The organism is Aeromicrobium sp. (assembly GCF_023146395.1).
Classification (GTDB): domain Bacteria; phylum Actinomycetota; class Actinomycetes; order Propionibacteriales; family Nocardioidaceae; genus Aeromicrobium.
Window position 1 is genome coordinate 18,148 of the sequence record NZ_JAGLCD010000002.1, and the last position, 15,419, is coordinate 33,566.

Sequence of the window (15,419 nt, forward strand, 5' to 3'; positions counted from 1 at the left end):
CGCGATGTCCGCTCGACAGAGACTGTTTCTACAGGCGAAATCGATGACAGCGAGATCGATCATGCCGTGCATGTGATTGCGTGCCAGCAAGCAGGTTGTTGACAGGTGTCGTGAGTCACGGATAGAACAAGGGAGTGGATCTCGAGATGCAGGGCCGAACCGCGATCGTCGCTGGCGGCAGCCGAGGTATCGGACTCGCCGTGGCGCAGGAGCTTGCTGCCGAGGGAGCGAACATCGTGATCGCCGGTCGTGACTCCGACGCGCTGGGATCCGCGGTCGATTCCCTCCGAGTCGGCGGTGGTGCCGTTGTCGGTGCCTGCACCGACATGACGACCGCGAAGGGCATCAGCGCGGCTGTCGACACTGCGCGGACCCACTTCGGCTCGATCGACATCGTGGTGTCGAACACCGGAAGTCCTGCATTGACCAGCCATGGCGAGACGTCCGAGGCAGACCTCGCGCGCAGCTTCGAGACCATGGTGCTGTCGCTCCACCGTCTGCTCGAGCACGTCCTCCCCGGAATGCGTGAGCGAGGCTGGGGGCGGGTGGTGGCCCTGAACTCCGTCGGCGCTCGTGAGGCGCATCGCGACGTCGACCTCTTTGCCTCTGACGTCACTCGGATTGCCGGCAGCAGTTACGTCACCGCCTTGGCAGCGGCAGTGGCGGCCGATGGCGTCACGGCCAACAGCGTCGGGGTGGCTGGAATCCGCACGACCAGGGTCGAGGACCAGATGAGGGTGCAGGCGGAAGCCAGCGGAGTGGCCGTGGCCGACGTCGAAGCGCGCAGGTCGGCGGGTGCCCCCGCAGGCCGCCTCGGCACCCCGGAGGAAGTCGGCTCCGTCGTCGCCTTTCTGTGCTCGGGCCGATCCAGCTTCGTCACCGGACAGTTCATCGCGGTCGATGGCGGACGTCTGCGGAGGCTCGGATGACCTCCCGGGACGACGCGCGCGCCGACCGGATCAGAAAGGATCTGAAGTGAAGATCGGCATCATCGGAGCGGGAAAGATCGGCGGGACCCTCGCGGCTCGTCTGGTCGCATCTGGGCACGACGTTGCGCTCGCCAACTCTCGTGGCCCGTCGACTCTGGCGCAGGTCGCGCAGGACACCGGCGCACGCGCGGTAGGCGTCTCGGAGGTCGCGATCGCTGCCGATGCCGTCATCGTCTCGATCCCCCTCCGTGCGCTGCCCGAGCTCGATCCGTCTCACGTCGCTGGAGTCAGCGTCGTGATCGACACCATGAACTACGCCCCGGTGCGTCGAGACCCTCGCATCGCCGAGCTCGACGAGGGAGAGGTGGAGAGCATGCGAGTGCAGCGGCTGCTCGGTCGCGACGTCGTCAAGGCGTTCAACACGATCAACGTGCCGAGCCTGCGAGACCTCGGGCGAGCCCCGGGCAGCCGCAACCGGATCGCACTGCCGGTGGCGGGCGACTCCTCGAACTCGGTGGACGTCGCGCTCTCGCTCGTGGACGCCGCGGGATTCGACGCGGTCGCGAGCGGGCCCCTGGACCAGTCCTGGCGACAGCAACCCGGGACACCGGCGTTCTGCACGAATCTTCCCGCTGACGACCTTCAGCTCGCACTGGATCAAGCTTCACTCGCAGACATCGAGGCATGGCGTTCGCACATCGCGACGTTGCCGCCAGTCTGATGCTGCGAGCACCATCTACTCACCACAGGAGCCCGACATGAGAGTCGAGATCGACCAAGACCTGTGCTGCGCCGCTGGACACTGCGTCGTGGCCGCACCCGACGTGTTCGACCAGCGGGACGAGGACGGCATTGTCGTCCTCCTGCGGACCGACGTGCCCGAGGAGGGGCGCGGCGAGGTCGAGGACGCCGTGGGGATCTGCCCCACCCGAGCGATCTGGATCGTCGATGAGTGACCATCGCGTCGTCGTCGTGGGCGGTGGCGCCGCGGCCGCTGGCGTCGTCTCGACGCTTGAGAGGGCAGGCCTTGACGGTCAGGTCACCGTCGTGAGCGACGAGTTTCAGCGCCCCTACGACCGACCGCCTCTGTCGAAGTCGGTGCTCACTGATAGCGGGGTTCAGCCGACGTGGCTGCTTGCGCCGGACCACCGAGGTGCGCAGTACGTGCTCGGCGACCCGGCCGTGGGGCTCGACATCCACACTCATCGGGTGGCCCTATCGTCCGGTCGGTTGATTCCGTATGAAGACCTCGTGATCGCGACCGGGGTGCGCCCACGGCGCGTCCTGAACGGTGATGCGGCCGACCGTGCGCACGCCCTCCGCACCTACGACGACGCACTCGCGTTGCGCGACAAGCTCACCGCGGGCGCGAGCGTCGTCGTGCTCGGCGCCAGCGTTCTCGGCACGGAGGTAGCCGCGAGTGCCGTGCAGCGGGGTTGCCGAGTCGTCGTGGCGGCGCCGGAGCTGGATCTTGGGGGGCGGCTGTTGGGGTCGACCGTGGCTGCCATGCTGACCGGCGTGCACGAGGGGCACGGCGTGCAGCGGTGGCTCGGGCGGTCGGCTCTCGGCGTCGACACAACGCCGGGCTCTGACGTGCTCCGGATTCGCTTCGACGATGGCACGGTTCTCGACGCGGACGTCGTGGTCGAGGCGACCGGTAGCGTCCCGAACACCGAGTGGTTGCAGGGGACTGGCGTGACGCTGGCCGATGGAGTCGTGACCGACGAGCACCTGCGCGTGTCGTCGGGCATCTGGGCCGCCGGCGACGTCTGTCGCTGGCGCGACGACGTGTCCGGTCAGACCGAGCGCCGAGAGAATCGGACCAATGCCAGCGAGCAGGCTCTGATCGTCGCCCGCAACATCGAGGCGACACGGAATGGCTCACCGATGCGACGGATGGAAGCCGTTCCGTACTTCTGGACCGATCAGTACGGGCTGACGCTGCACGTTCTTGGCCGGGTGGGCCACGACGATCAGCTCGAGGAGCTGGATGGAGACTTGTCGTCGGGCGACATGGCCGCGATCTATCGTGATGGATCGGGCAGGCTCGCCGGGGCAGTGGTGGTGGGAAGGCCCCGAGTGTTGCGGGAGCTGCGGCTCGAGATGGTGAAGGGCCGAGCAGCCAGCTCGGCTGCCGCGGCGCCGGGGGCCTGAGGTCGTGAACGGCTCGACCCAGGTCTGGCGCGAGGAGCTCTCGCCGACCACCTTCCTCGAGCGGGCGGCGGGCTTTCTTGCCGACAAGGTGGCCGTCGTCGACGGGCAACGACAGTTCACCTACGCCGAGTTCGCGTCGCGATGTCGCCGGCTCCAGGCCGCGCTCGTGTCGGCGGGGGTCCGACCCGGCGACCGCGTCGCGGCCTGGTGCACGAACAGCCACGTGATGCTCGAGCTGCACCAGGCGGTGCCTGCGTGTGGCGCGGTCCTGGTGCCGCTCAACACGCGACTGGCGGCTGCGGAGGTCGACCAGCTCCTGGATCACTCGGGTGCGTCCCTGATCGTGGCGACTCGTGAGCACGCCGTGCAAGCGGCGGAGGCTGCTGGCCGTCGATCGATCGGATGGGTGGCCGAGTCGTCATCTCGGGACTATGACGAGTGGGTCGCGGCTCATGAGCCGGTCGAGCATCGGTGGGTGGCATCCGAGGAACAGCTGCTCTCCATCAATTACACGAGCGGCACCACCGGTACGCCGAAGGGTGTCATGTACCACCATCGCGGTGCGTATCTCCAAGCCTTGGCGATGGTGCATCACGCCGGATTGACGGCGGAGTCGCGCTACCTGTGGACCTTGCCGATGTTCCACTGCCACGGCTGGTCGTTCACGTGGGCGGTCGCCGCTGCCGGCGGTATGCACGTGTGTACGAGGTCGGTGGAGCCGGCAGAGGTGTGGCGCCTGGAGGAGGCCCACGGCGTCACCCACCTCAGCGCGGCGCCCACCGTACTGACCATGCTTGCCGAGCACGGTCGGAGCAGTCCGAGCGACCGCCGCGTCCACGTCGACACGGGCGGGGCGCCGCCCACGCCGATCCTGTTGGAACGGCTCGACGCGCTCGGCCTCGACGTCACCCACCTGTATGGGCTGACTGAGACATACGGACCGGTGGCTGTGAACGTCTGGCGTTCAGAGTGGGACTCCCTGCCCACGGATCGGCGTGCGGCTCTGCGTGCTCGCCAGGGAGTCGCCAACATCGTCTCCATGCCACTGAGCATCCTCGATGCAGCGGGGGACGCCGTTCCGGCTGATGGGCGAACTCCAGGCGAGATCGCGGTGCGTGGCAATACCGTGATGGCGGGGTACTTTCGGGACGAGGTGACCACGGCCGCGTCGATGCGTGCAGGTCACCTGCTCACCGGCGACGTGGCTGTCATGCATCCTGACGGCTATCTGGAGATCCGTGACCGGCGCAAGGACGTGATCATCTCCGGCGGCGAGAACATTTCCTCCGTCGAGGTCGAACGGGTGCTCGACACCCACCCGGCGGTGGTGGAAAGCGCGGTCATCGGGGTGCCGGACGATCGGTGGGGCGAGGCCCCGGTCGCGGTGGTCAGACTCCGCGAAGGCTGCAGCGTCGAGGACGCCGAGCTCATCGCCTTTGCGCGTGAACATCTGGCGGGATACAAGGTGCCGCGCCTCTACGAGTACCGCGATCTGCCAAAGACTCCCACCGGAAAGATCCAGAAGAACCTGTTACGTGACGACCTCCGGTCGCGTCGGGCCGGCGAGCGTAGCGGGGAATCGTGAGCGGAGGAGCATGTCGACGCGACCTCGGTCGTCTTGCTCATCAGTCAGTGGATAGCTCGATCTTCGTTCCAACTTCATGGTTGGAGAACACATCAACGATTAATTCAATTGGCATTACGGGGTGCGCGAACGCTGACGAATGCCTCGGACTCAACAAACATTCTCCTTGCTGACGAGTCAGCAATCCAGTATGGTGTAGATCACGTATCCAGCGTAGAGTGGAGCAGAAGCCGTGTCCCAGGTCGAACTTGATCCCGTGCACTTCCCCATGCCGAGGGTCCAAGGATGTCCGTTCCATCCGCCGCAGGAGCTGCGAGACATCCAGTCGGCCGGCCGCCCAGTCCGGGTGCAGATCTGGAACGGGACGAAGCCCTGGCTCATCACGGGGCACGACCGGCAGCGATCCTTGCTCACGGACGAGCGACTCAGCTCCGATCCAACTCATCCGCAGTTCCCGTTCCAGAGTGTCGGCATCGAAGCTCGCCGCGCACGTACGACGACCTTCATCCAGATGGACAACCCGGAGCACAACCACTACCGCCGGATGCTCACCGGCCAGTTCACTGCTAAGCGGATGGAAGCGATGCGGGAGTCGATCCAGGAGATCACCGACCGGCTCCTTGACGAGCTGCAAGAGCTCGAGGGTCCGGTCGACCTTGTCGAGCACTTCGCGCTGCCACTGCCTTCGCTCGTCATCTGCCAGATGCTGGGGGTCCCGTACGAGAGCCACGAACTGTTCCAAGAGGCCAGTGCCACGCTGCTCAGCCAGTCGGCCGACCGTGATCAGGTCGACGAGGCGACGGTCGTCCTGCGTGAGCTGGCGAGGGATCTGATCGCGGTGAAGCGCGGTCGTGACGACGACGACATCATCAGCCACCTCGTCCGCGACCACCTCGAGCAGGGCGAACTGACGGAGGACCAGGTCGTCGACATGTCGCTACTGCTGTTGGTCGCGGGGCACGAGACCACGGCCAACCAGATCGCGCTGGGAACCCTGGCGTTGCTCGAGAATCCTGAGCAGCGCGACTACCTCCAGACCTTGACGGACCGGTCCGACATCGCGCGCGCGGTCGACGAGATGATGCGGTTCCTGAGCATCGCGCACGTGGGGCGGCGACGCGTGGCCCTGGAGGACATTCAGGTCGATCACGACGTCGTGATCCGCAAGGGGGAAGGGGTCATCTTCCCGGACGCCGCCGGCAACTGGGACCCGGACGTCTACGAACGCCCAGACACCCTGGACCTGGCGAGGGAGGGCGCCGGAAGGCACATGGCGTTCGGCTTCGGCACGCACCAGTGCCTCGGTCAGCCCCTCGCGCGGGTCGAGTTGCAGATCGCCTACACCAGCCTCTTCGCGAGGTTGCCGACGCTGCGCCTGCACGGACGGGCAAGCGACCTGAAGTTTCGCGAGGACATGAACATCTACGGCGTTTACGCGCTGCCCGTCACCTGGTGAACCGAACTGCTCCGGGCCGGAGGCCACGGAGCGGGCCCTACCGAGCGGTCGTCGCCGGTCACGGGCCCACGACATCCACGAAGGAGATCACGGATGCAGGAGATCTACGAGAAGCAGGCGAGGACGCCCGGTCTGCGTGACCGGAGCACCGTTCCGCAGGACGAGCTCGCGGCGTACGACCGGGCCCTCGCGCTCGTGCAGAAGTACAGTCACGAGAACTCCGTGGCCCGGTCGAGGCCGCTGGTGGGGGGAGAGCCCTACGCGCTTCCGTATCGGGTGGCATGGACGAACGCTCCGGGGATCTACTCCGCGTTCCTGGACGCGGCGTGGACGACCAGCAGGAGAGCCGGGAAGCCGGGGTGGTACCGGCCGTCCGATCACGAGTGGGTCGATCTCGTGCTCGGCTTCGACGCTGGCTACCTGGCTCTGCACGCGGGTCACACGCCGAACGCCATCAGTGCGGGCATCACGATCGACGCGATGAGGGCAGTCCGCGACGGCCAGGAGGACCGGCTCTCCGAGGACGACCGACTCGTCGTGGACTTCGTGCGGGCAGCGCGCGACGGACAGATGAACGACGACCTCTGGCAACGGATGATCAGCCGCCTCGGGTCGCTGGAGGGAACGATCGCGCTCGCCTACCAGGTCGCCATCCTCGTGGCGATCCAGATCATGATGTCGAGCTTCGGGGTCCCGGCGATGCGTCCGGAGGAGTGGGAGGCTCAGGTGCAGGCGTACGAGTCCGGAGAGCGCGACCCGGCTGACTCTACCCAGGACTGGGTCTGGGCCACCATCGACGACGACTCGGCGACGCGGGGTACGGCCGAGTGAAGGGCCTTCGAACGCCGGCGTGGGTCGCACTCTCCGCGAGGATGCTGAACCGTGGCTGACGAGGTGAATCTGGAGGAGGTACGGCTCCGCTATGCGACCGAGCGGGCGAAGCGGGTCGACCCTCGAAGGGACCACACGCTGGACCTCACCGACGATCTGGCCAGGTACCGCCGTGACCCGCACACGGAGGTCCTCAAGCGGGAGCCGGTCGACGATCGAGTCGACGCCGTGGTGGTCGGTGGCGGTTTCGGCGGCCTTCTCGTGGCAGCGCAACTCCGCAAGGCGGGCCTCGAGGCGGTGCGTGTCATCGACCAGGCGGGCGACTTCGGCGGTGTCTGGTACTGGAACCGTTACCCGGGGGCGCAGTGCGACATCGAGTCGCACATCTACCTTCCGCTCCTTGAAGAACTCGACTACGTTCCGACCGAGCGGTACGCACACGCGCCGGAGATCCACGCCCATGCCCAGGCCATCGGGCGGCATTTCGACCTGTACGAGCACGCGCTGTTCCACACGAGCGTGACGCGATCCGCCTGGTCGGAGGTTGATCAGCAGTGGATCGTCGAGACCGACCGCGGCGACCGTGTGAGTGCCACGTTCTTCGTCGTGGCGATCGGTTCGTTGGACAAGCTCAAGGTCCCGGCCATCCCAGGCGTCGAGACCTTTGCCGGTCACTCGTTCCACACCAGTCGATGGGACTACGAGTACACGGGCGGTCCGGGGGCGAGAGGCCTCGGGGCGCTCGCCGACAAGCGGGTCGGGATCATCGGTACCGGCGCGACAGCTCTCCAAGTCATTCCACACCTGGCCCAGGCCGCCAAGGAGCTCTTCGTCTTCCAGCGCACCCCCTCGACCGTGGGGATCCGAGCCAACCGCCCCACGGGCCCCGAATGGGACGGCCATCGCGAGCCCGGCTGGCAGCGCGAGCGGATGCGCAACTTCACAGAGATCATCATGGGTGTCGAAACGGAGGTCGACCTCGTCGACGACGGCTGGACCCACCTGTACCGAGAGCTGATCCACCCGTCTCCGGACGTGGTCGAAGGTGTCGACCCAGACCGGCGCGGCGAGGTCGCCGACCTGCACATGATGGACAAGATCCGCGATCGCATCTGTGAAGTCTCACGAGATCGTGGACGGTTCTGTCTCGGGACATCGTGCGCAGTGAGTCTCACGACATCGTGGGCACTGGGTGCGGGTGTGGGGTTTGGGCATGGACTTCAACCACGTGCCCGCCGACGTGCGGTGGGCGATCGCGAACTGGCCCGATGATGCCGAGCGGGGTGCGGTCACGCGCTTCTGCGAGCGGCACCAGATCAGTCGGGCGGTGTTCTACAAGATCCGTCGCCAGGCCGGTGAGGTCGGTCCGGTCGGCGCGACAGAGCCGGGCTCACGGCGCCCCCATCACAGCCCGAACCGGACCGACGAGCAGTTGATCGAGCACGCGCTCGCCGTCCGAGCTTGGCTTACCGAGCAGGGGCTGGACGCCGGCCCCTTGTCCGTGCTCGCCCGGATGCGCCGCCAGGGGCTGAACCCGCCCTCAAGGGCCACGCTGGCTCGTGCGTTCGCTGCCGCTGGCGTGTCCAAGCCGGAACCGCGTAAGCGGCCGCGGGCGGCGAACCGCCGGTTCGTCTACCCGGCCCCGAACTGCTGCTGGCAGATAGACGCGTTCGCCTGGTCGCTGGCCGATGGCACCAGCGTGTCGATTCACCAGGTCATCGACGACCACTCCCGGATGGCCACCGCAAGCCTCGTCGCCGACGGCGAGACAGCCAGAGCCGCAGTGTTGGTCGTGTCTACCGCGATCCGCCGCTGGGGCGTCCCGCAGCGGCTGCTCTCCGACAACGGGTTGGCGTTCAACCCCACCCGCCGCGGGTTCACCGGCAAGCTGGTCGACTACCTGCTCGACCTCGGGGTCAAGCCCATCACTGGCAAACCGGACCGGCCGACAACCCAGGGCAAGAACGAACGGTTCCACCAGACGCTGCAGAAGTGGCTCAACGCCAGGCCACCAGCGAAGACAATCGAGGCCTTGCAGGCACTGGTCGACGAGTTCGACCTCTACTACAACAACGAACGAGCCCATCAAGCACTCGACGGCAAGACCCCGGCCGAGGCGTGGGCCGCCACCCCGGCCGCACCCGAACCGACGCCTGAACCCCGCCTCCTGCAAATCCCGCCCTCGGCGCGCGCCACGACCACCCGACCACCACCGAGACGACCACGATCGCTACCAGAACGCGGCTCACCCTCCACCCGGCAACAGGAGAGGCCATCGTCAAGGTCAGACCCAACGGGTGCAGGATGATCTCCATGATGGTCCTCTCAGTTCTCGTTGCCGCGGATCATCAGAAGCGCTCCGGCGATCGCGGCGGTGACGATCACGACGTCGGCGACGTTCCCGATGAACCAGTTCCCGTAGGCGAGGAAGTCCACGACGTGCCCCTGGGCGAACCCTGGAGCACGGAAAAGCCTGTCGCCGGCGTGGGAGGCGGCGGCCCCGCCAAGCGCGCCGATCACGATCGCCCACCCGGGGTGTCGGACACGGAACGCGAACACGATCGCGGTGACGGTGGCCGCGACGGCCACCAGCGCGAACACCCAGGTGGAACCCTCACCGAAGGAGAACGCCGCGCCGGGGTTGTAAGCGAGTTGCAGGCCCAGCAGGTCGCCGATCAGCGGGAGGCGCTCACTTACTGTGAGCATGGCCTCCGCCCATGCCTTCGTCCCCTGATCGATCAGGAGGACGAGCCCGCCGAGCGCGAGTGCCCCCGCCGTGAGCCGCCAACGCCCCCTCTGCTGCCGCTCTCCCGACGTCAGCTCAGCATCGGCAGCCGCGTCCGGGGTCATGCGAGGACCTCGACGAGGCGGACGATGACGCCGGAATCGATCAGGATGAACAGGCCCAGGCCGATGAACACGACGGGTACGAGCCAGTGCTCGACGCGTTCAAGCGTTTCGGTGACGGCCTTGTGGGTTCCGATCAGGCGTCCAGCAGCGCACCAGACGGCGACGAGGACGAGGAACACCGCGATCATGACGACGACGTCGCCGGGCGAACTGGTGCGGAAGATCGGCGTGTAGAGGGAGATGTTGTCGGCCCCGTTGGCGATCGTGATCCCGGCGACGCCCCACAGCCCGACCGCGGTGATCTTCTCGTCGTCGTCATCGTCGTCACCGTTGCGTCGCAGGCCCCGCACGAGGGTCCAGATGCCGATGCCGAGCGGGATCAGGCCGAGGAAGCCCACCCATTCGTCGGGGACGATGGTCAGGCCGAGCGCGGCGATCACGCTGATCACGACGAGGGTGATGAACCCGAGGTACTGGCCTGCGACGATCTGCCACGGTCGCGGCTTCCCTCGGCTGGAGGCCAGGAACAGCACGGTCAGCACGACGATGTCATCGATGTTGGTCGCAGCAAACAAGCCGATCGCTGAGCCGATGGTCGCAAGCATCAGCTCTCCAGCCGTGGGGTACGCGTGCGGGCGGCGCGGAGTGCGTTGAGGATCACGACGACCTCGGCGATCTCGTGGACCAGCACCACAGCGGCGAGTCCGAGGACGCCGAACAGCGCGAGCGGCAGCAGCGCGGTGATGATCAGCAGCGACAGGACGATGTTCTGGTTGATGATGCGGCGTCCGCGGCGGGCGTGGTCGAACGCGCGCGGGATGAGGCGGAGGTCGTGGCCGGTGAACGCGACGTCGGCGGACTCGATCGCCGCGTCCGAGCCGGTCGCGCCCATCGCGATGCCGATGTCCGCGGCGGCCAGAGCGGGGGCGTCGTTGATGCCGTCGCCGATCATTGCAACCGACCCCGCCTTTGACAGCTCCCCGATCGCGGTCGCTTTGTCTTCGGGACGCAGTTCCGCGCGCACGTCGCTGATACCGGCCTGCGCTGCCAGCGCCCGTGCCGTGCGGGCGTTGTCGCCGGTGAGCATCGTCACCCCGACGCCCTGCGCCGCGAGAGTCCGCACCACTTCGGGGACCTCGGGACGCAGCTCGTCGCGGACGCCGATCGCGGCGACAGGGGCCCCGTCGCGGTGCACGATCACAACGGTCATGCCCTGCTCCTCCAGGCCCGCGACCTGGTCGCCGAGCACCCCGGCGTCGAGCCAGCGGGGGCTGCCGACGGTGATCCGAGTCCCGTCGATCTTGCCCTCGATGCCGTGCCCGGCCTGCTCGGTCACGCCCTCCGCAGCCTGGGCTCCGGGGGCTGCGGCGGTGATCGCCGCGGCCAGCGGGTGCGTGCTGTGCTGCTCCAGCGCGGCCGCCCAGGCCAGCGCCTGGGCGTCGGTCACGCCGTCCGCGGCGAGGACCGCGGTGACGGCGGGCTCGTTGCCGGTGAGGGTGCCGGTCTTGTCGACGGCGACGTGGCGGACCGTGCCGAAGCGCTCGAACACCGCGCCGGACTTGATGATCACGCCGAACTTGCTCGCCGCGCCGATCGCCGAGACCACCGTCAGCGGCACCGAGATCGCCAGCGCGCACGGGGAGGCGGCGACGAGGACGACGAGGGCTCGGGTGATCCACAGCTCCGGGTCCCCGAACAGCGAGCCGACCAGGGCGACCAGGGCCGCGAGGACCAGCACGCCCGGGACCAGCGGGCGCGCGATCCGGTCCGCGAGGCGCGCTCGCTCGCCCTTCTCCGCCTGCGCCTGCTCCACCAGCTCCACGATGGTCGTGAGCGAGTTGTCGGTGCCCGCCGCCGTCGTCTCGACCTCCAGCGCACCGGCGCTGTTGATCGCGCCGGCCGACACGGCGTCGCCGGGCTCGACCTCGACCGGGATCGACTCGCCCGTGATCGCCGAGGTGTCCAGGCTGGAGCGCCCCGCACGGACGACTCCGTCGGTCGCGATCCGCTCGCCGGGACGAACCACCATGACCTGCCCGACCGCGAGGTCCTTCGCCGCAATCTCCACCAAAGCGCCGTCGCGGCGCACGGTCGCGGTGTCGGGGACCAGCTTCAGCAGCGCTCGCAGCCCGCCGCGGGCGCGGTCCATCGCCTTGTCCTCCAGCGCCTCTGCGATCGAGTAGAGGAACACCAGCGCCGCAGCCTCTTCGACGTAGCCGAGGACGACTGCGCCGACCGCGCTGATCGTCATCAGCAGCCCGATGCCCAGCTTGCCCTTGAACAGCTTCCGGATCGCGCCCGGCGTGAACGTCGACGCGCCCAGCAGCAAGCCGACCCAGAACAGCACCAGTGCCGGGATCTCCATGCCGGACCACTCAAGGATCAGACCAGCGAGGAACGCGACACCGGAGAAGACCGGCACCATGATCCCGCGGTCCCTCCACCAGGGCCGCTCCTTCTCCTCGCTCTCATCGACTGCCGTGGTCGTCGGCTCGTGCTCGCAGCCGCATGCCGCGCTCACGCGTCTGCTCCCGCTCCGCAGCAACCCGGAACGGTGCACGACGAGTCCACGCACGGAGCGTGCTCGTCGACAGCCAGAGTCACATCCACCAGCGCGATGAGAGCGGCCGCGAGGTGCGGATCAGCGATCTCATACCTAGTCTGGCGACCCTCCGGCTCAGCGACCACGATGCCGCAGTCGCGCAGGCAGGTGAGGTGGTTCGACACGTTCGAGCGAGTCAGCTCCAGCTCACGCGAGAGCACCGCCGGGTAGCTCGGTCCCTCGAGCAGGGTCATCAGGATCCGGGAACGCATCGGATCCGCCATGGCCCGGCCGAGCCGGTTCATGACGTCGAGTCGAGAAGCAATAGTCAGCATGCACTGAACTATACAGCACAGGCTGATCAATCGCCAGATGCATCAGCCTCCGCCACAAGGCGAAACAGCAGTCGACATCTGATGAATACGCGACTCAGCAACAATCGGTGCTACCAGTACACGTCGCGATCAGCTGGGATGCCGGCACCGTCACCCTCACCGACGCACAAGGACACACAATCGCGACCTACGAGAAGCCCGCGACCCGCCACGGCTGGCACGGCCCCACCCAGAACCGACCGTCCACGAACTCATGAGACACCCGACCGTCAACGATGTCCCGAGACACAACCGTCCACGATCTCGTGAGACATCACAATCCGCGATCGCATCCGACAGGAGGTCGCGGACCCGTCCGTCGCGGCCAGCCTGATGCCGCAGTACCGATACCTGTGCAAGCGGCCGGGCTTCCACGACGAGTACTTGGCGGCTTTCAACGAACCCGCTGTCACCCTGGTCGACACCGCGGGGCAGGGGATCGACGAGATCCGTCCCGAGGGCCCCGTCGTCGCCGGCGAGCTGGTGCCGCTCGACTGCCTCGTCTGGGCCACCGGGTTCGAGTGGAACACGAGCTACAGCAGTCGAATCGGGTTCGACGTCCTCGGTCGCGAGGGTGTCAGCCTCGCTGAGAAATGGCGGGACGGGCCGCGGACCCTGCACGGCATCCTGACGCACGGCTTCCCCAACTTCTTCACCCTCCCGGGACCGAACTCGCAGGCCGTGGTCACGACGAACTTCATGCACCTGCTGACCGAGGTCACGGAGCACATCGGTGCGATGGTGGCGCAGCTGAGGAGCCAGGGTGCTGTCGTCATCGAGGCCACCGCCGACGGTGAGGACGCGTGGGTCCAGACAGTGCTCTCCCGCGCCACCGTCAACCACGAGTTCCAGAGCCAGTGCACGCCCGGCCGCTTCAACAACGAGGGAGCGCCTGACGAACGTTCCCGCCTGAACGTCAACTTCGGGGGAGGGCCCCTCGAGTTCTTCGACCTGCTGAGGAAGTGGCGGAGTGAGCCGCGACTCGACGGGGTGACGATTGACCACGCCCATGACCCCGCGTGGAGCGTGCTCCGGTGAGTCCGACGGTCGAGACCCTCGTGGACCTGGTTGCCTCGGCGTCAGCTCGGGGCGGCGACCGGATGTTCCTCCAGGCACCGGACGTCAGCGTGCGATATGCCGATCTCGCCAACGTCGTCTCCCGCGTTGCAGGTGGGTTGGACGACGTGGATCCGCGCGCGGACGCCCCTCTGGCAATCGCCTGCGAGAACTCGGGTCACGCGGTGATCGCTTGGTGGGCGCAGGCCTGGCGGGGCGGGGTCTCCGCACTGGTCCACGCGGCCTACCGGGGCGAGCCGCTCTCCCACGCGCTCCAGCTCGTCCAAGCCCGGGTCGTCCTGGTCGACGCGGCCATGCTGGCCCGGCTGGTCGAGGTCCTCGACGGATGCCCGCGTGTGCAGACCGTCATCCTCCTGGGCGACGCAGCGGACGTCACGGTGCCCGACACGATCGACATCGTGCCGTGGAACCGACTTGTCGCTGATCCTCGTGTTCCTGCGGACGTCATGCCAGGAGACGCGTGCACGATCATGTTCACGTCGGGGACCACCGGGCCCGCGAAGGGCGTCGTGAAGTCTCACAGGTTCGAGACCACCTACGGGCGATGGGCTGCCGAAGGTGTGGAGCTCCGCCCGCACCACACGATGTGGTCGTGCTCCCCCTTGGCGCACGCGCGCACAGCAAACGCCACAGTGATCGCCGCGGCTCACGTCGGGGCAGGGGTCGTGCTGGGCCGTCGCTACCGTGCCGAGAGCTTCTGGCGTGACGCCACGGACGCTGGCGCGACGCACGTCCTGATCAGCTCATCCTTGGCCAACCGGCTCGCTGCGCTGGATCCGTCGGACGACGATCGCGACCACACCATCGAGGTGGTGCACTGCCTGCCTGGGCCGAGCGATCCGGCGGGCTTCGCTGCGCGGTTCGGCATCACGCTGACAGGCCAGGGTTACGGCCTGACCGAGGCGTACGTGGCTCCTCAGCGGCTGCGTGAGCAGGACTGGACCCAGCCCGCCAGCTTCGCGGGGCGACCGCATCCGGCGATGCGCGTCGTCGTCCACGACGTCGCAACGGGCCGGGAGGTGCCGCGCGACGGTGTCTCCGTCGGAGAGCTTCGAGTCCGGCCGGCCCATCCGGACGACATGTTCAGTGGGTACTGTCGCGACCCCGAGGCGACGGCCGAAGCGGTCAAGGACGGGTGGTTTCACACGGGTGACCTCTTCGCCTGGGACGAGGGTGGTGCCCTGTACTTCGCTGGCCGGGCCAAGGACACGATTCGCTACCGGGGCGAGAACGTCTCTGCATGGCAGGTCGAGCATGCGGCGCTGTCGCTGCCCGGGGTGCTCGAGGCGGCCGCGTTCGCCGTTCCTGCCGACCTCGGCGAGGAGGACGTGCGACTCGACGTCCTCGTGAGTCACCCCGTCTCGCTGAACGATCTCGCTGATCACCTCACACGGCGGCTTCCCTCCTTCATGGTGCCGCGCTACCTCGCCATCCGCTCGGATTTCGACCGCACGCCCACGGGAAAGATCCGGAAGTTTGTGCTGGCGGCAGGCGAGACCGACGTTGTCGGGGAGGTGCTCGACCGCCGCCCATCTCCCAGCCATCCGGACGAGCGCCACCGCGCAAGATCACCACACGAGATGAGGTCCACATGACGGAAATCAGATTCGACGGTCGGGTC

Annotated in this window: 15 protein-coding genes; 11 read left to right on the forward strand and 4 right to left on the reverse strand. The window is 67.6% G+C overall.

All coding sequences use genetic code 11. The annotated features are described in order from the left end of the window. Window positions 1-134: 134 nt before the first annotated feature. The 9 genes from KAG51_RS01100 to KAG51_RS01140 all read left to right on the forward strand — a co-directional run bounded on the left by KAG51_RS01100 (window position 135) and on the right by KAG51_RS01140 (window position 9,263). Window positions 135-929 (forward strand): SDR family oxidoreductase, encoded by a 795-nt coding sequence (locus KAG51_RS01100; protein WP_290579746.1) that lies wholly within the window; start codon window positions 135-137, stop codon window positions 927-929. Next, on the forward strand, window positions 901-1,650 hold the full coding sequence (locus KAG51_RS01105) for an NAD(P)-binding domain-containing protein (RefSeq protein WP_290579748.1): 750 nt from the start codon (window positions 901-903) through the stop codon (window positions 1,648-1,650). The genes KAG51_RS01100 and KAG51_RS01105 overlap by 29 nt, the downstream gene beginning before the upstream one ends. A gap of 37 nt (window positions 1,651-1,687) precedes the next feature. Beyond that, a complete protein-coding gene (locus KAG51_RS01110; protein ID WP_290579750.1) occupies window positions 1,688-1,885 on the forward strand; it encodes a ferredoxin in 198 nt (65 codons plus the stop codon). Then, window positions 1,878-3,083 (forward strand): FAD-dependent oxidoreductase, encoded by a 1,206-nt coding sequence (locus tag KAG51_RS01115; protein ID WP_290579752.1) that lies wholly within the window; start codon window positions 1,878-1,880, stop codon window positions 3,081-3,083. The genes KAG51_RS01110 and KAG51_RS01115 overlap by 8 nt, the downstream gene beginning before the upstream one ends. Before the next feature lie 4 nt (window positions 3,084-3,087). Next, entirely contained in the window at window positions 3,088-4,668 is a 1,581-nt protein-coding gene (locus KAG51_RS01120) for an AMP-binding protein (RefSeq protein ID WP_290579754.1), read from the forward strand. A 232-nt stretch (window positions 4,669-4,900) separates the two neighbouring features. Then, window positions 4,901-6,124 carry a cytochrome P450 gene (locus KAG51_RS01125; protein ID WP_290579756.1) on the forward strand — a complete coding sequence of 408 codons (1,224 nt, stop codon included), beginning with the start codon at window positions 4,901-4,903 and terminating at the stop codon, window positions 6,122-6,124. A gap of 93 nt (window positions 6,125-6,217) precedes the next feature. After that, the gene (locus tag KAG51_RS01130; RefSeq protein WP_290579758.1) at window positions 6,218-6,955 is read left to right on the forward strand and encodes a hypothetical protein; all 738 of its coding nucleotides are present in this window, start codon (window positions 6,218-6,220) and stop codon (window positions 6,953-6,955) included. Between the two features lie 51 nt (window positions 6,956-7,006). Next, the gene (locus KAG51_RS01135; RefSeq protein ID WP_290579760.1) at window positions 7,007-8,227 is read left to right on the forward strand and encodes an NAD(P)/FAD-dependent oxidoreductase; all 1,221 of its coding nucleotides are present in this window, start codon (window positions 7,007-7,009) and stop codon (window positions 8,225-8,227) included. Then, window positions 8,169-9,263: an integrase core domain-containing protein gene (locus tag KAG51_RS01140; RefSeq protein WP_290579762.1), complete on the forward strand. Its 1,095-nt coding sequence runs from the start codon at window positions 8,169-8,171 to the stop codon at window positions 9,261-9,263. The genes KAG51_RS01135 and KAG51_RS01140 overlap by 59 nt, the downstream gene beginning before the upstream one ends. Before the next feature lie 17 nt (window positions 9,264-9,280). On the opposite strand, the gene KAG51_RS01145 is transcribed toward KAG51_RS01140, so the two are convergent. Genes KAG51_RS01145 through KAG51_RS01160 form a run of 4 tightly spaced genes read right to left on the reverse strand, consistent with a single transcriptional unit; the run spans window position 9,281 to window position 12,682 of the window. Continuing rightward, window positions 9,281-9,805, reverse strand: coding sequence for a signal peptidase II (locus KAG51_RS01145; protein ID WP_290579764.1), 525 nt, complete (start codon window positions 9,803-9,805; stop codon window positions 9,281-9,283). Further along, complete coding sequence (locus KAG51_RS01150; protein WP_026936349.1) at window positions 9,802-10,410, reverse strand: cadmium resistance transporter; 609 nt, start codon at window positions 10,408-10,410, stop codon at window positions 9,802-9,804. Before KAG51_RS01150 ends, KAG51_RS01145 begins: the two co-directional genes overlap by 4 nt. Beyond that, window positions 10,410-12,326, reverse strand: coding sequence for a cation-translocating P-type ATPase (locus tag KAG51_RS01155; protein WP_290579769.1), 1,917 nt, complete (start codon window positions 12,324-12,326; stop codon window positions 10,410-10,412). Before KAG51_RS01155 ends, KAG51_RS01150 begins: the two co-directional genes overlap by 1 nt. Continuing rightward, window positions 12,323-12,682 carry a metalloregulator ArsR/SmtB family transcription factor gene (locus tag KAG51_RS01160; protein ID WP_290579771.1) on the reverse strand — a complete coding sequence of 120 codons (360 nt, stop codon included), beginning with the start codon at window positions 12,680-12,682 and terminating at the stop codon, window positions 12,323-12,325. Before KAG51_RS01160 ends, KAG51_RS01155 begins: the two co-directional genes overlap by 4 nt. Window positions 12,683-13,054: 372 nt before the next feature. Between KAG51_RS01160 and KAG51_RS01165 the strand changes: the two genes are divergently transcribed. Together KAG51_RS01165 and KAG51_RS01170 are read left to right on the forward strand one after the other, a co-directional pair. Then, the gene (locus KAG51_RS01165; RefSeq protein ID WP_290579773.1) at window positions 13,055-13,759 is read left to right on the forward strand and encodes a hypothetical protein; all 705 of its coding nucleotides are present in this window, start codon (window positions 13,055-13,057) and stop codon (window positions 13,757-13,759) included. Window positions 13,760-13,779: 20 nt separating this feature from the next. Continuing rightward, window positions 13,780-15,393, forward strand: a complete 1,614-nt coding sequence (locus KAG51_RS01170; protein WP_290580013.1) for an AMP-binding protein — start codon at window positions 13,780-13,782, stop codon at window positions 15,391-15,393. Window positions 15,394-15,419 lie beyond the last annotated feature (26 nt).

Excerpts from the sequence above, each read along its gene's own strand:
- KAG51_RS01105 (WP_290579748.1), top strand. The coding sequence starts at position 901 with ATGGCGGACGTCTGCGGAGGCTCGGATGACCTCCCGGGACGACGCGCG.
- KAG51_RS01110 (WP_290579750.1), top strand. The coding sequence starts at position 1,688 with ATGAGAGTCGAGATCGACCAAGACCTGTGCTGCGCCGCTGGACACTGC.
- KAG51_RS01115 (WP_290579752.1), top strand. The coding sequence starts at position 1,878 with ATGAGTGACCATCGCGTCGTCGTCGTGGGCGGTGGCGCCGCGGCCGCT.
- KAG51_RS01130 (WP_290579758.1), top strand. The coding sequence starts at position 6,218 with ATGCAGGAGATCTACGAGAAGCAGGCGAGGACGCCCGGTCTGCGTGAC.
- KAG51_RS01140 (WP_290579762.1), top strand. The coding sequence starts at position 8,169 with ATGGACTTCAACCACGTGCCCGCCGACGTGCGGTGGGCGATCGCGAAC.
- KAG51_RS01145 (WP_290579764.1), bottom strand. The coding sequence starts at position 9,805 with ATGACCCCGGACGCGGCTGCCGATGCTGAGCTGACGTCGGGAGAGCGG.
- KAG51_RS01150 (WP_026936349.1), bottom strand. The coding sequence starts at position 10,410 with ATGCTTGCGACCATCGGCTCAGCGATCGGCTTGTTTGCTGCGACCAAC.
- KAG51_RS01160 (WP_290579771.1), bottom strand. The coding sequence starts at position 12,682 with ATGCTGACTATTGCTTCTCGACTCGACGTCATGAACCGGCTCGGCCGG.
- KAG51_RS01165 (WP_290579773.1), top strand. The coding sequence starts at position 13,055 with ATGCCGCAGTACCGATACCTGTGCAAGCGGCCGGGCTTCCACGACGAG.